The organism is Aliiroseovarius sp. (genome assembly GCF_030148435.1).
Classification (GTDB): domain Bacteria; phylum Pseudomonadota; class Alphaproteobacteria; order Rhodobacterales; family Rhodobacteraceae; genus JASBTN01.
This window is the reverse complement of record NZ_JASBTN010000061.1, coordinates 86,653-99,583: the sequence shown is the minus strand read 5'-3', so window position 1 is coordinate 99,583 and position 12,931 is coordinate 86,653. Positions and strand designations below refer to the sequence as shown.

The 12,931-nt window shown below is 63.8% G+C and carries 16 protein-coding genes and 1 tRNA gene; 8 read left to right on the top strand and 9 right to left on the bottom strand.

Annotation, left to right across the window (positions count from 1 at the left end):
• Both Q1V43_RS11390 and Q1V43_RS11385 read left to right on the top strand, forming a co-directional pair.
• Positions 1-339 (top strand): DHHA1 domain-containing protein (locus Q1V43_RS11390; RefSeq protein WP_300517888.1); only part of this gene is annotated, 339 nt, incomplete at its 5' end.
• Positions 340-424: 85 nt separating this feature from the next.
• Complete coding sequence (locus Q1V43_RS11385) at positions 425-712, top strand: DUF1330 domain-containing protein (RefSeq protein WP_300517887.1); 288 nt, start codon at positions 425-427, stop codon at positions 710-712.
• A gap of 84 nt (positions 713-796) precedes the next feature.
• Here the strand turns inward: Q1V43_RS11385 and typA are convergent, their stop codons facing one another.
• The 5 genes from typA to Q1V43_RS11360 form a co-directional block, all read right to left on the bottom strand.
• On the bottom strand, positions 797-2,617 hold the full coding sequence (gene typA, locus Q1V43_RS11380; protein WP_300517886.1) for a translational GTPase TypA: 1,821 nt from the start codon (positions 2,615-2,617) through the stop codon (positions 797-799).
• Between the two features lie 175 nt (positions 2,618-2,792).
• The gene (locus Q1V43_RS11375; protein WP_300517885.1) at positions 2,793-3,122 is read right to left on the bottom strand and encodes an SMR family transporter; all 330 of its coding nucleotides are present in this window, start codon (positions 3,120-3,122) and stop codon (positions 2,793-2,795) included.
• A gap of 129 nt (positions 3,123-3,251) precedes the next feature.
• A complete protein-coding gene (locus Q1V43_RS11370) occupies positions 3,252-3,875 on the bottom strand; it encodes a YitT family protein (protein ID WP_300517884.1) in 624 nt (207 codons plus the stop codon).
• A gap of 89 nt (positions 3,876-3,964) precedes the next feature.
• Positions 3,965-5,179: an NADP-dependent isocitrate dehydrogenase gene (locus Q1V43_RS11365; protein WP_300517883.1), complete on the bottom strand. Its 1,215-nt coding sequence runs from the start codon at positions 5,177-5,179 to the stop codon at positions 3,965-3,967.
• Positions 5,180-5,305: 126 nt separating this feature from the next.
• Positions 5,306-6,100: an enoyl-CoA hydratase gene (locus Q1V43_RS11360; RefSeq protein WP_300517882.1), complete on the bottom strand. Its 795-nt coding sequence runs from the start codon at positions 6,098-6,100 to the stop codon at positions 5,306-5,308.
• A 57-nt stretch (positions 6,101-6,157) separates the two neighbouring features.
• Between Q1V43_RS11360 and Q1V43_RS11355 the strand changes: the two genes are divergently transcribed.
• Positions 6,158-6,583, top strand: coding sequence for a PaaI family thioesterase (locus Q1V43_RS11355; protein ID WP_300517881.1), 426 nt, complete (start codon positions 6,158-6,160; stop codon positions 6,581-6,583).
• Between the two features lie 156 nt (positions 6,584-6,739).
• Here the strand turns inward: Q1V43_RS11355 and speE are convergent, their stop codons facing one another.
• The 3 genes from speE to Q1V43_RS11340 form a co-directional block, all read right to left on the bottom strand.
• Positions 6,740-7,588 carry a polyamine aminopropyltransferase gene (gene speE / locus Q1V43_RS11350; protein ID WP_300517880.1) on the bottom strand — a complete coding sequence of 283 codons (849 nt, stop codon included), beginning with the start codon at positions 7,586-7,588 and terminating at the stop codon, positions 6,740-6,742.
• Positions 7,585-8,097: an adenosylmethionine decarboxylase gene (gene speD, locus Q1V43_RS11345; RefSeq protein ID WP_300517878.1), complete on the bottom strand. Its 513-nt coding sequence runs from the start codon at positions 8,095-8,097 to the stop codon at positions 7,585-7,587. The genes speE and speD overlap by 4 nt, the downstream gene beginning before the upstream one ends.
• Before the next feature lie 244 nt (positions 8,098-8,341).
• Positions 8,342-8,563 carry a DUF1127 domain-containing protein gene (locus tag Q1V43_RS11340; protein WP_300517876.1) on the bottom strand — a complete coding sequence of 74 codons (222 nt, stop codon included), beginning with the start codon at positions 8,561-8,563 and terminating at the stop codon, positions 8,342-8,344.
• A 90-nt stretch (positions 8,564-8,653) separates the two neighbouring features.
• Between Q1V43_RS11340 and Q1V43_RS11335 the strand changes: the two genes are divergently transcribed.
• The 5 genes from Q1V43_RS11335 (at position 8,654) to Q1V43_RS11315 (ending at position 11,695) form a co-directional block, all read left to right on the top strand.
• A complete protein-coding gene (locus tag Q1V43_RS11335; RefSeq protein ID WP_300517874.1) occupies positions 8,654-10,024 on the top strand; it encodes a PLP-dependent aminotransferase family protein in 1,371 nt (456 codons plus the stop codon).
• 177 nt (positions 10,025-10,201) lie between these two features.
• Complete coding sequence (rplM, locus tag Q1V43_RS11330) at positions 10,202-10,666, top strand: 50S ribosomal protein L13 (protein ID WP_300517872.1); 465 nt, start codon at positions 10,202-10,204, stop codon at positions 10,664-10,666.
• Positions 10,667-10,668: 2 nt separating this feature from the next.
• Positions 10,669-11,157: a 30S ribosomal protein S9 gene (rpsI, locus tag Q1V43_RS11325; RefSeq protein ID WP_300517870.1), complete on the top strand. Its 489-nt coding sequence runs from the start codon at positions 10,669-10,671 to the stop codon at positions 11,155-11,157.
• A 91-nt stretch (positions 11,158-11,248) separates the two neighbouring features.
• Positions 11,249-11,551: a hypothetical protein gene (locus tag Q1V43_RS11320; protein WP_300517867.1), complete on the top strand. Its 303-nt coding sequence runs from the start codon at positions 11,249-11,251 to the stop codon at positions 11,549-11,551.
• A gap of 67 nt (positions 11,552-11,618) precedes the next feature.
• Positions 11,619-11,695 (top strand) — tRNA-Arg (locus Q1V43_RS11315).
• 156 nt (positions 11,696-11,851) lie between these two features.
• Here the strand turns inward: Q1V43_RS11315 and Q1V43_RS11310 are convergent.
• Complete coding sequence (locus Q1V43_RS11310; RefSeq protein ID WP_300517864.1) at positions 11,852-12,685, bottom strand: metallophosphoesterase family protein; 834 nt, start codon at positions 12,683-12,685, stop codon at positions 11,852-11,854.
• Positions 12,686-12,931 lie beyond the last annotated feature (246 nt).

Genomic DNA, 12,931 nt, shown 5'->3' with positions numbered 1-12,931 from the left:
GAACCTGCCAAGCAGATCAATGGCGTATCCTTCAAGGCACAGGTTCTGTCCGGTGTGTCGGGTCGTGACCTGCCTCCACTAGTGGATGAGCTGAAGGCGCAGATGGGCTCCGGTGCGGTGCTGCTGATCGCGGATGTGGACGGCAAAGCGGCAGTGGCTGCTGGCGTAACCGAGGATCTCAAGGGCGATCTATCCGCGGTGGACCTGGTGCGCGCGGCCGTGGCCGAGCTGGGCGGTAAGGGGGGCGGTGGCCGTCCGGACATGGCGCAGGGCGGGGGCAAGGACGCGTCGAACTCCGAAGCGGCCATTGCTGCTGCCGAAGCGGTGATCGCGGGCTGACCATCCGGTCAAATATCGCTTGAAGAAACTATGACAGGGCGCGTACCCTCGGGGGGTTCCGCGCCCTTTTTGCACAGGAGAGACCATGCCCGCGCTCTGGATTGCCCATGTCACCGTCACCGATGAAGAGGCTTATGGCAAATACGCCAAGCTGGCCGGCCCCGCGATTGCCAAGCACGGCGGGCATTTCATCGCCCGCGCCGGGCGCTATGTCCAGCTGGAGGGCCGCGACCGCCCGCGCAATGTGGTGGCCAAATTCGACAGCGTCGAGGCGGCCGAGGCCTGTTACCACAGCCCGGAATACCAAGAGGCGCTGAGCCATGCGCGGGGGGCTTCCGAACGGGAATTGCTGATCGTCGAGACCAGCGAATAAGCACCCTGCACAGCGACCCGTTGCCTTCGCGCGCAAACAAAAAGGCCCCCATCCGGGGGCCTTTCGTCGTTCTGGAACAAGCGCTTACTGGTTCGCCTTGGCGTGGCGTTTGCGCTCATGCGGGTCCAGGTAGCGTTTGCGCAGCCGGATCGAACCGGGCGTCACCTCGACCAGTTCGTCGTCGTTGATATAGGCGATGGCCTCTTCCAGCGACAGGGTGACGGGTGTGGTCAGGCGCACCGCTTCATCGGTGCCGCTGGCGCGCACGTTGGTCAGTTTCTTGCCCTTCAGCGGGTTCACCTCAAGGTCGTTTTCGCGCGAATGTTCGCCGATGATCATACCGGTATAGACATCGACCTGCGCGCCGATGAACATCTTGCCACGATCTTCCAGGTTCCACAGGGCATAGGCCACCGAAGTCCCGTTCTCCATCGAGATCAGAACACCTGCGCGGCGGCCCGGGATGGCGCCCTTGTGCGCGGTCCAGCCGTGGAATACGCGGTTCAACACGCCGGTGCCACGGGTGTCGGTCAGGAATTCACCGTGGTAGCCGATCAGCCCGCGCGAGGGCACATGGGCAATGATGCGGGTCTTGCCGGCGCCGGCCGGGCGCATCTCGACCAGCTCGCCCTTGCGCGCACCGGTCAGTTTCTCGATCACGGCGCCGGAGTATTCGTCATCCACGTCGATGGTGGCTTCCTCGACCGGCTCCATGGTCACGCCGTCTTCCTCGCGCATGATCACCTGCGGGCGCGAGATCGACAGTTCGAACCCCTCGCGGCGCATGTTCTCGATCAGCACGCCCATCTGCAATTCGCCCCGGCCCGAAACCTCGAAGGCCTCGCCGCCCGGGGTGTCCTCGATCTTGATGGCGACATTCGACTCTGCCTCTTTCATCAGGCGGTCACGAATGACGCGCGACTGCACTTTCTTGCCGTCACGGCCAGCCAGCGGGCTGTCGTTGATGCCGAAGGTCACGGTGATGGTGGGCGGGTCGATCGGCTGGGCGTCCAGCGGATCCTCGACCGCGAGGGCACAGATCGTGTCGGCCACGGTGGCTTTCGACATGCCCGCGATCGAAACGATATCGCCTGCGACGGCCTCGTCGATGTCCTGCTGGGCGAGGCCACGGAAGGCCTGGATCTTGGTCACGCGGAACTGTTCGATCTTCTGGCCGATGCGCGAGAGGGCCTGCACGGTCGCGCCCACCTTGAGGGTGCCCGATTCCACGCGGCCGGTCAGAATGCGGCCCACAAAGGGGTCCGAACCCAGGGTGGTGGCCAGCATGCGGAAGTCCTCACCCTGATGCGCGAGTTGTTTCGGGGCAGGGACGTGGTTCACGATCAGGTTGAACAGCGCGTGCAGGTCCTTGCGCGGCCCGTCCAGTTCCGCGTCGGCCCAGCCGTTACGGCCCGAGGCGTACATATGCGGGAAGTCCAGCTGGTCCTCGTTGGCGTCCAGCGAGGCAAACAGGTCGAAGCATTCATCCAGTGCGCGGTCGGGCTCGGCATCGGGCTTGTCGACCTTGTTCAGCACGACGATGGGGCGCAGCCCCAGGGCCAGCGCCTTCGAGGTAACAAACTTGGTCTGCGGCATCGGGCCTTCGGCGGCGTCAACCAGCAGGACAACGCCGTCCACCATCGACAAGATGCGTTCGACCTCGCCGCCGAAATCGGCGTGGCCGGGGGTGTCGACGATGTTGATCCGCGTGCCTTTCCATTCGACGCTGGTGGGCTTGGCAAAGATTGTAATGCCACGCTCGCGTTCCAGATCGTTCGAATCCATGGCCCGTTCGGCCACTTCCTGGTTTTCGCGAAATGCGCCCGATTGTTTCAACAGTTCGTCCACCAGCGTGGTCTTGCCGTGGTCAACGTGAGCAATGATCGCGATATTGCGAAGGTCCATGATACGCGCCTTTTCAGAAGAGTTGGCGCGCGGATACCGTGGTTGGGGCCGAATTGCTAGCCCCTAAAGCGTTTCAGGATGAACTTGTGAAACAAGTTTGTTTCAACACGCCCACAACACCGAGAGGTCGCACGCGCTTCGATAAATCACTGAAGCTGCATCGTTTCGAAACGCCTTAGTGTGAGGCGGAAGAAGAAAACAGGTTAATGACCACGATCCCCGCCAGAATCAGCGCAAGCCCCAGCACGGCGGGCAGGTCCAGCCGCTGGCCGAAGACCGCGTAGCCGATCGCCGCGATCAGCACGATGCCCAGGCCCGACCAGATCGCATAGGCGATGCCCACGGGCATGAACTTCAGCGCCCAGCCCAGCAGGATGAAGCTGATCACATAGGCCACGACCACCGCGACCGACGGGCCGACTCGCGTGAATTGCTGGCTGGCCTGCAGGGCCGAGGTGCCAATGGTTTCGAACACCACGGCGGCAAAGAGGATGAGATACTGCATGTCGCGCTCCTTTCCCCCGTCCTAGGGCCCGGCGCGCGCGCCGTCCATTGCCTTTGCGACCGGGACGCGGTTCATATGCGACACAAGGATTGTGGGCACCCCGCTCCGCTTCAGGGGCGAGGGGGGCGCTCAGCGCGCGATGTAGCGGTCGCGCCGGTGGTTCATGGTGATGATCAGGTTCAACACCACCGCGCCCAGAAGCGACCAGGCGACGACCTTCCAGTCAAGCAGCAGCATCGCCAGTGCAAAAACGCAGGCGTCAAACCCCATCTGCAGCTGACCCGCGCGGATCACGCCCTTGTCCTGCAGGTACATCCCCAGGATGCCTATCCCGCCCAGCGTCGCGCCGTGGCGAAACAGTGCCAGCAGGCCCGCGCCGCCGATGACCCCGCCCATGACGGCGGCCGCCCCGGGGTGAAGCGTATTGATGGCAAAGACCAGCGGCATCAGCCAGCTGAGGGCTGACACCAGAGCCACGGCGGCGAAGGTCTTGGCGGTAAAGACCCAGCCCATGCGCCGGACCGCGAGCCCGTAGAAGGGCAGGTTCAGCACGAAAAAGACCAGGCCGAAATCGACCCCGGCGGCATAGGATCCGACCAGCGACAGGCCGGCAATCTGCCCGGTGATCAGCCCGCCCGCGCGCAGCAGGTGCACGCTGAGCGCCATCATAACGCAGCCGGAAAAGAGCCCCAGCGCGTCGTCCAGAGGGCTGTGACGCGGGGTCGGGTCGGGGGTGTCGGTGAGCATCGCCATGGCGCATCCCTTGCCGCAGGCGGGGGGGAATGTCCATGAGGCATCTGCGCACGAATGCGCGGGCGGCAAGGGCCGCCCGCGCGCACTGGTCAGCCGATCAGCGCCTTGTTCAGGTTCTCGTCAATCTTGTCGAGGAACCCCATGGTGGTCAGCCAGCCCTGATCAGGGCCGACCAGCAGGGCCAGATCCTTGGTCATGAAGCCTGATTCCACGGTCTCGACGATCACGCGCTCCAGCGTTTCGGCAAAGGCGCGCAGGGCCACGTTTTCGTCCAGCTTGGCACGGTGTTTCAGCGCGCCGGTCCAGGCGTAGATCGAGGCGATCGAGTTGGTCGAGGTCGCCTCGCCCTTCTGATGCTGGCGATAGTGGCGGGTCACGGTGCCATGGGCGGCTTCGGCCTCGACGATCTTTCCGTCCGGTGTCATCAGCTGCGAGGTCATCAGCCCCAGCGAGCCGAACCCCTGCGCCACGGTGTCGGATTGTACGTCGCCGTCGTAGTTCTTGCAGGCCCAGACAAACTTGCCGTTCCACTTCATCGCACAGGCGACCATGTCGTCGATCAGCCGGTGTTCGTACCAGATGCCGGCTTTCTTGAACTTGTCGGCGAACTCTTCCTCGTAAACCTGCTGGAACAGGTCCTTGAAACGCCCGTCATAGGCCTTGAGGATGGTGTTCTTGGTCGACAGATACACCGGCCAACCCAGGTTCAACCCATAGTTCAACGAGGCGCGGGCGAAATCGATGATCGAGCTGTCGAGGTTGTACATCGCCTGGTAGACACCTGCCGACGGCGCGTCATAGACCTCGCGTTCGATCACGGTGCCGTCTTCGCCGACGAATTTCATCGTCAGCTTGCCGGCGCCGGGGAAGGTAAAGTCGGTGGCCTTGTACTGGTCGCCGAATGCATGGCGGCCCACGACGATGGGCGACGTCCAGCCGGGCACAAGACGCGGAACGTTCTTGCAGATGATCGGCGCGCGGAAAACAACCCCGCCCAGGATGTTGCGGATCGTGCCATTGGGGCTGCGCCACATTTTCTTGAGACCGAACTCCTCGACCCGGGCTTCGTCCGGGGTGATGGTGGCGCATTTCACCGCGACGCCGATTTCCTTGGTCTTTTCGGCCGCGTCGATGGTGATCTGGTCCTCGGTCCGGTCGCGCTCCTCGATGCCCAGATCGTAATAGAGCAGATCCAGATCCAGGTAGGGTAGGATCAGCTTTTTCTTGATGAAGTCCCACATGATGCGGGTCATTTCATCGCCGTCCATTTCGACGATGGGATTGTCGACTTTGATCTTTGTCACGGGAGAGCCCTCCGGCTGGTCACAATTGCGCTCTCTTTAGCGCAATCGGGGCTGGAGGGAAAGACTTGTATGCGATGGTATACAAAAATGCCGCAAATGCGGGCCCGTGGTCTCAGAGGGCTCGCGTCAGCTCTGCGCCCAGTCCGGTTCGCGTTTCTCGATGAAGGCCTGGATGCCTTCCTCGGTATCGCGAAACAACATGTTCTCGACCATGGCCGCACCGGTTTGCGCATAGGCCTCTTCGGTGCTCAGCGAAAGCTGGTCATAGAAGGCGGATTTGCCGACCTTGACGGCAGATCCGAGTTTCGAGGCCACCTTGGCGGCCAGCGCCATGGTCTCGTCGGTCAGGGCCCCGGGCGCGACGACGTGGTTCACCAGACCCAGATCCGCGGCCCGCTCGGCCGGGATGAAGTCTCCGGTGGTCAGCATCTCGAACGCCTGTTTGCGCGGGATGTTGCGGGTCAGCGCCACCATCGGAGTCGAGCAGAACAGGCCGATATTGACCCCGTTCACGCCAAACCGCGTGCCCTGGGCGGCCACGGCCATGTCGCAGGTGGCGACCAGCTGGCACCCGGCGGCGGTGGCGATGCCGTGCACTTCGGCGATGACCGGCTGGGGCAGGCGCTGCAGGCCCAGCATCACGCGGGTGCAGCGGCCGAACAGGTCCTTGAAATAGGCGCGACCCTTGTCCGTGGCGGCGCGTCCGGCGGTCATCTGTTTCAGGTCATGGCCGGCGCAGAACGCCTTGCCGGCCCCCGCGATCACCACCGCGCGGATCTTGCTGTCACCGGCCAGCGCGTCGATCTCAGCCTGCAGGGCGGCCAGCATCTCGTCCGACAGCGCATTCAGCGTGCCGGGGTTGTTCAGGGTCAGCCGCGCAACTGACGCTGCGTCCTCGCGCTTCAGAATCGGGTCCGCCATCTTGTCCTCCTGCGAATTTCCCGCTCACGATAGAGAGCAAAGCAGAGAGGGAAAAGCATGGACGTGAAAATGTCGAAAGAGGAGCTGGGCGCCTTCCTCGATGCCCAGTTCGAGCAGGTGGCGAAGGATTTCGTGGTCGAGGAGGTGCGGCCGATGGAAATCCGCGTGCGTAAACTGGTACAGACCAAGCATCTGCGTCCGGGCGGCACCGTGTCGGGCCCGTCCATGTTTGCGCTGGCGGATGTCTGCGTCTATCTGGCGATCCTTGCCATGATCGGCCCGAAGGCGCTGGCGGTGACGACGAACTGCTCGATCGACTTCATGCGCAAACCGGTCGCGCAGGCCGACCTGATCGCGGAGTGCAGGCTGCACAAGCTGGGCAAGGTGCTGGCGGTGGGCGACGTGCTGATCCGGTCCGAAGGGCAGGAGGCCCCGGTTGCCCGGGCCACGCTGACCTATTCCATTCCTCCCGAACGGGGGTGATTCCGAACAAGGCAGGACGAAGCTTTCCCGATCCGCGTCATCGCCAAAGTGGTGCTGATGGAGCTGATGGGGCCGGTTCAGGCAGTGCATGCGCGGGTGCATGTCATCGCGCGGGGAGAGGTCTGCCGCCCCGAGTGAGGCGGCAGGGCAGGTTTCTTACGGGATCAGCTTCGACACGTAAGGGGGCAGGGCAAAGGCGCCCTTGTGCACCTCGGGCGTGTAATACCCCGTGTCCAGCTCCGCCGCGTCGAAACGTCCGCGCAGCACGTCCAGCGGCACTTCGCGCGCATCGCCATCGGTCCCCCAGCCAAAGGCCATGGGCCCGCCCGCATAGGTCGGAACCGTGGCCAGGTAGCAGGTCGCATCCGCAAAGAGCGTCTTGAAGGCGCGCATGGTGTTCGTCAGCTCGTCACCCTGCATGAAGGGCACACCGTTCTGCGTGACCAGAATGCCGTTCGGGGCAAGCGCCCGTTTGGCATGGCCATAGAAATGGTCGGAGAACAATACCTCGCCCGGCCCGATCGGGTCGGTCGAGTCGATGATGATCACGTCAAAGCCGCCATCGGTGTCGCGCATGAAATCGGCGCCATCGGCGATCACCAGTTCCAGCCGCGGATCGTCGAAGGCCCCGCGCGACAGCATCGGGAGGTATTCCTTCGAAAACTCGACCACGCCTGCGTCGATCTCGACCATGGTGACATGTTCCACGCTCGTATGATCCAGCGCGGCGCGGGCCATGCCGCCGTCGCCACCGCCCACGATCAGCACGCGCTTGGCTGCACCATGGGCCAGGATCGGCACATGGGTCAGCATCTCGTGATAGATGAAGTTGTCGCCCTCGGTGGTCTGTACCACGTCGTCCAGGGTCAGGATGCGGCCGAAGGTGCCGTTCTGGAACACTTTCAGGCGCTGGTGCCCGGTCTTGCTGTCATAGAGCATCTCGTCCACGCGCAGGGCCTGGGCGTAGTGGTCGTGCAGGCGCTCGGTGATCCACTCCTCGCTCATGCCGCCGCCTCATCCGAAACGATACCGTCGCCGCGCAGGAGCTCCTTCACGCGCACGTTCTCGGTCAGGAAGGCTGCTTTCAGCACATCGACCGCCCGCCAGGGCTGGGCGTCGCCACACATGAAGACGTCAAAGGCGCCATAACCGATTTCCGGCCAGGTGTGCACCGAAATGTGGCTTTCCGACAGCACCGCCACGCCGCTCACGCCCTGGGGGCTGAACTTGTGGGTGTGGATGTGCAGAAGCGTCGCGCCGCAGTCCTCCACGCAGTCGCGGAAGGCCTGCTGGATGCGCTCTTCGTCATCCAGCCCGTGGCCGTCCATCACCTCGATGATCAGATGCGTGCCCGCAAAGACCTTGCCGTCGCGACGAATGAAATGGTCGTGACGGTCTTCGTCCAGCAGCTCGTGCGCAAGATTTGAATTGGCCGCAATCGGGCCGTGTGAGCCTTCCTCGTGGGCGCCTGTCTCCAGACCGATCCCCAGTTGGAAGAGGTCCGCGTCTTTCATGGCGCTCCCCTTCGTTACCAGCAGTTCGTTCCAGTCGGTCCCTTAGCGCCCCCCCAGATGGCTCGTGGGGTTGGGATCGGGTCCGAAAGTGAGGGGCAGTTAAGCCCGGCCGGGGATTCGATCAACCCCCGAATTGCCGCAGGGGCAAAAAAGCGCAAAAAAAGGGCCCGGGCGAACCCGGGCCTTGAGTGGTTCTGGCAGTACGGGGAACGTGCGCGGTGACGGGGCGGGCCCCGTCAGCCGCTTAGCGCCAGAACGGAAGAGAGCTTTCGCGCCGTGCCTGGTCAGGCGAAAGCCCGATGTCGCACAGCAGATGATTGTCCAGCTTTGCCAGGTGTTTGCGGCTGTGTCGGGTCGCAGTCCAGCGGGTCATCAATACCGCGAGCCACAGGGCCGCGCGGGCCGTCACCGGCAGGACGGGGGCCTGCGCAAGGATGTTGATCTGGTGTTGGGCGGTATGTGCCATGGCGACCTCACATTGTATTGACACAATTTGTAACACTGTATACGTATGCTGGTACAAAGCGGCTGATTGTATGGCTAGGAAAAGATTGTAATGGATACAATGTGGCCCCCAACGCTCGCCGGGGCGGGGCGGGCAAAATACAAGGCCCTCGCCGAAGGGATCCGCGGCGCCATCCGCGACGGGCACCTGGGCGAAGGCGCCAAACTGCCCCCGGTACGTGACCTGGCCTTCAAGGTCGGCGTGACCCCCGGCACCGTGGCACGGGCCTATTCCATCCTGACCGACGAGGGCGTTCTGACAGCCGAGGTCGGGCGCGGCACTTTCGTCGCCAGCCACGCCGCGCCGGTGGCCGAGGACTGGCCCGAAATCGTCTCGCTGCGCAGCCCGAGCCTGCCGGATGGGGGGCAGGTGGCGCTTTTGCGCGAGCTGATGCGCAAACAGGCGGAGGACATGCCGCTGGATCACCTCATGTCCTACCCCTTGCGCTGTCATGACCTGCCTCTGCGCGAGGCGCTCGCGGCGCGGCTCAGCCAGGAGGCCCTGGGGCCGATCGCGCCCGAGGACATGGTAATCACCCATGGCGGGCAGAACGGGCTGGTTTCGATCATGCAGGCGGTGCTCGGCGGGCCGGACCCGGTGGTGCTGGTCGAACGGCTGGCCTATCCGGGCTTTCGTCGCGCCGCCGAACTGACCCGCGCAAGGGTGATCGGGATCGACACCGACGACGAGGGGCCTCTGCCGGACCAGATCGAAGCGGCCGCGCGCGATCATGGCGCGCGGATGCTGCTGACCTCGGCGGATGTGAACAACCCGACCCTGCGCCGCACCTCGGCCCGGCGGCGGCTGGAGATCGCCGAAGTGGCCCGGCGCCACGGAATCCACGTGGTGGATGACGATTGCTATACCCTGCGCCAGTTGGAGGAGGAAGGGTATCGCGCCATCCTGCCGGAGCTGGGCTGGTACCTGTCGTCTTTTTCCAAGGTGCTGACGCCCGCCCTGCGCCTGGGCTACGTGGCCGCGCCCGAAGGGGGCGCCAAGGCGCTGGCCCGCGCGGCGGCCTTCAGCCACTTCGGCATTGCCCGCCCGCTGGCCGACCTCGGCGCGCGGGTGCTGACCGACCCGCGCCTGCCGGGCATTCGTGCCGCGGTGCAGGCAAAATACGCCCATCGGGTGCGCCTCGCGGTCAACCACCTTGGCGCCTATGACCTGTCCTGGTCTGAGGACGTGCCCTTTCTGTGGCTGCGTCTGCCCTACGGCTGGCGCAGCTCCAGTTTCGTGCGCGCCGCGCAGGATCGCGGGGTGATCCTGAAAAGCTCGGAAGGGTTCGCGCTGCGTGACGGCCGCGCGCCCCACGCGGTGCGCCTGGCGGTGAACGGGCAGGTGGCGCAGGGCTGTTACGAGGCCGCGCTGGTGAAGCTGCGCGCGCTGCTGGACAATCCGGTCGAAGAGATGACGGTTTGACCAGGCGCGCCATCTTTGGTCGGTTTGCGGCGGAATCGGTGCCAAATTAGTGGGGTAAAATAATACCTTAATTATACGTCGTTGTTTTAGTTGAGTTAAAACCGAAAGTCCGCTGTTGACTGGCCCGCGCAAATCACTAGAAACACCCCATCCGAAAACCCATCAAGGGCTGACACCATGAAAACCTTCTCTGCAACCCCTGCAGATATCGACAAGAAATGGATCCTGATCGACGCCGAAGGCGTTGTTCTGGGCCGTCTTGCCTCGATCGTTGCCACGCGTCTGCGCGGCAAGCACAAAGCGACCTTCACCCCCCACATGGACATGGGTGACAACGTCATCATCATCAACGCCGACAAGATCCAGCTGACCGGCAAGAAGCGCACCGACAAGGTGCACTACTGGCACACCGGATACCCGGGCGGCATCAAGTCGCGCACCGCGGGCCAGATCCTTGAAGGCAAGCACCCGGAGCGCCTGGTGGCGAAAGCCGTTCAGCGCATGCTGCCCGGCGGCCCGCTGAGCCGCGAACAGCTGCGCAACCTGCGCGTCTACGCCGGTTCCGAGCATCCGCATGAAGCCCAGCAGCCCGAAGTGCTGGACGTCAAATCCATGAACCCGAAAAACGCGCGTGAGGGCTGAGCATGACCGAAGAGATCAAATCGCTCGAAGAGCTGAACGCGGTTGCTGAAGGCACCGAAGCCGTGGTCGAAGTGGCCGCGCCCCGTGAACCCGTCCGTGACGAGCTGGGCCGCGCCTATGCCACCGGCAAGCGGAAGGACGCGGTTGCCCGCGTCTGGATCAAGCCGGGCTCCGGCAAGGTGATCGTGAACGGCAAGGACCAGGACAAGTACTTTGCCCGTCCGGTGCTGCAGCTGATCCTGCGCCAGCCGTTCCAGGTGGCCGGTGTCGAAGGCGAATTCGACGTCGTCGCGACCGTCAAGGGCGGTGGCTTGACCGGCCAGGCCGGTGCGGTCAAGCACGGCATCTCGAAGGCCCTGCAGCTTTACGAACCCGCCCTGCGCGCGCCGCTGAAAGCCGCAGGCTTCCTGACCCGTGACTCGCGTGTCGTGGAACGTAAGAAATACGGTAAGCGCAAGGCCCGCCGTTCGTTCCAGTTCTCGAAGCGCTGATCCGCGCCAGAGAGTTTTCTGGACAGGTATTCGAAAGGGCCGCCCATGGGTGGCCCTTTCTGTTTTCTTCCTCCTGCCGAACGAGACCCCCATGTCCGAACTGATCATCCTGAACATCGTGCCGATTGCCCTTGGCGTCGCCCTGATCCTCGCCGCTTTCGGCGCGCGCCTGATGGGGGCACGGCTTCTGCATGGCGGATTGACCGGCGCGATCTTTCTGGCCGTAACCCTGGGGCTGCTGAACTTCGTGACCGGGTCCTTCCTGATCGCACTTTTCGCCGGCAGCACCGCCGCGGCCCTGTCGGGGCGCATGCTGGGCATGACATCGATGCAGAGCCTGACCGCGCTGGGGGGCGGCCTGCTGGGCCTTGCCCTGCCGATCCTCGTGCTTTGAAAACCCCGGCCCGCGTGCGGATTTCATGTTGCGGGGCAGGGGGCTTTCCCCTATATCCCGCCCTCAGGCACCCGTAGCTCAGCTGGATAGAGCGCTGCCCTCCGAAGGCAGAGGCCATAGGTTCGAATCCTATCGGGTGCGCCAATCTTTCCAAAGGCTTGCGCGCCATCCGACCCTCGGAACAGATTTCGGGCAGGTGCGAGGAAAGCGATGCCCGTTGTTATTGTTTGCGGAATCGGCCTCATGAGTTGGCCGGTGCGGGTGCCAACGTCCCGATCCGACCCAACCCGACTGCCTGTTTCAGTTTTTGTTGCCGGAACCGGTTTGCTTGCCCCCAGGGTCTGTGCGCCAGGTTTCCTGGCGGATCGGCAGCTCGCGCCCATCAGGCAGTGACAGCACCTTGTTCTGCGTGATCAGCGCAGCCGACAGGCGGCCGGTGGCGAAGGCGCCGGTATCGACGCTGATCCGCCCGCCCCTGACTTTGACCTCTGGTTCGATCGTATGTCCGTGAACGATCCAGGTGGCGTCGGTTCTGGGTTGGCTTGCGAAGGCGGGGTGTCCCCACAGCAGGGTGCGGTCCTCCTGATCCGCAATCGATTTCGCCGGGTCCGCCGCGGCGTGCACGACGGTGACATTGCCGCTGGACCAGGCCAACGGACGCTTACGCAGCCATGAGATCATCTCGGCGCCAAGCGCATCGCGAAACCGGTCCCGCGCCTCGCGGAGCTGGTCCGGTGTCAGTCGCGGCGCGACGCCCGGTATCCGGTAACTGGCCAGGGTTTGCACCCCGCCGTGTTGGAGCCATCTCGCGCCTCTGCCTTCGGGATCTTGCAGGAAGGACAGCAACATCGCCTCGTGGTTGCCACCAAGGCAGATGACCCGATCCGGGCTCTGCTGGCTCATCCGGAACACGCGGTTCAGAACCGAGGCGCTGTCCTCTCCCCGATCCACGTAATCCCCGACGAACACGATCTTGCTTTGGCCGCCTGCGTCATGCGCGTCGATCCCGTCCAGAAGGCTGGCGAGGGCCCGGTCGCAGCCGTGGATATCGCCAATGGCAAAGAAGGGCTCCTCTGGCAACAGGGGGGCGGTGAATTCCACGGGTTCGGGCTGACGCCGCAGGCGCCGGATCAATCGCGTAAAGGGCATGTCTTGTCCGCCAGTGGCCAGAGAATTGGGCTATCGCGGTCTGGGCCCCGTAACAGCCACGACCGTATCGCGAATATGCCTCATAACATCCGCCATATCCATATCGGAACATATCTTTCGCGTCGATCTGCCCGGGGCCACGAACCGGGCCGTCTCCGCGCGGCGGAGCTACTTTAGGTTGCATACCCTTCCATTTGCTGGCCTATTGGTTGCGTTCGATACAGGAGGCAA